Here is a 939-nt window from a genome sequence, read left to right on the forward strand (position 1 = left end):
ATAGATATTATAGAATCTAAGGCTCCATTATCTATAAAAGAACTAGCAATAAACGGTAAAGATTTAATGAGTGAATTTTCTATTAAGCCAGGAACTCAGATAGGTGTTATGCTGAAATTTCTTTTAAACATAGTATTAGAAAACTCGGAGCTTAATACTAAAGAGAAACTTTTATCTATAATTTACGAAAAATATTATAAAAATTGAAATATCGACACAGATTTGTTTATGCAAGATGGATATTACCAAAATAATTAGATGAAAAGTGACATCCTGACTTCAATAGTTGGGTGTCATTTTTTTATCAACTTTCACGTTTCAAACTCTTATTTCACGTCACGCAGGAGAAACTTCATACGAATCTTACTCTTATTTTTTATTCTAGGGAGATTTCATTTTGAGTTATTATAAATATTTAGTATAAAACATTAAATTAGGAACAAAATAAGAGGGCACGTAGAAACGAATGGTTAATTACATGAAAGAAGGTTTGTTTATGAAAACTAATGAAATAATTACTGTGCTAAATGAAAATGGAGAAAAAGTTGATTTAGAACTAATTGATGCTATTAAAATGGATGGAACTGATTATGTAATAGTTGGACCTAAGGATTCAGATGAGGCATATGCTTATAAGTCAGTTGTAGTTAATGGCGAAGTAGAATATAAATCAATAGGTGAGGGCGATGAGTTTAAAAAAGTATTAAAGAAGTATAGCGAACATTAATATCGCAGCTCTGCAAGAGAGGATTTAATCTATATTAAGTAATTAGGAGGTTCTGTATGAAGAGTCGTGAACAAGCTAGTAAAGATAATTCCCGTAATTATATTAACAAAGACACAAAATCGAAAAATCCACATTCTAAAAATCAAATTATTCAATCCATTGAGGAAAGTGCATACAATGATAGTGTTTTTACAACTAACAAAAGTGAGTAC

General features: G+C 29.1%; 1 protein-coding gene and 1 pseudogene. Both read left to right on the plus strand.

Going from position 1 to position 939, the window contains the following annotated elements; translation table 11 throughout:
* Nucleotides 1-207, plus strand: a pseudogene (locus KPL50_RS26565) (polynucleotide adenylyltransferase); the annotation flags it as partial.
* A 289-nt stretch (nucleotides 208-496) separates the two neighbouring features.
* Nucleotides 497-727, plus strand: coding sequence for a DUF1292 domain-containing protein (locus KPL50_RS26570; RefSeq protein WP_216203556.1), 231 nt, complete (start codon nucleotides 497-499; stop codon nucleotides 725-727).
* The last annotated feature ends 212 nt before the right edge of the window (nucleotides 728-939 follow it).

The sequence above is a fragment of the Clostridium sp. CF012 genome, assembly GCF_018861755.1.
GTDB lineage: Bacteria > Bacillota > Clostridia > Clostridiales > Clostridiaceae > Clostridium_AD.

Excerpts from the sequence above, each read along its gene's own strand:
- KPL50_RS26570 (WP_216203556.1), top strand. The coding sequence starts at position 497 with ATGAAAACTAATGAAATAATTACTGTGCTAAATGAAAATGGAGAAAAA.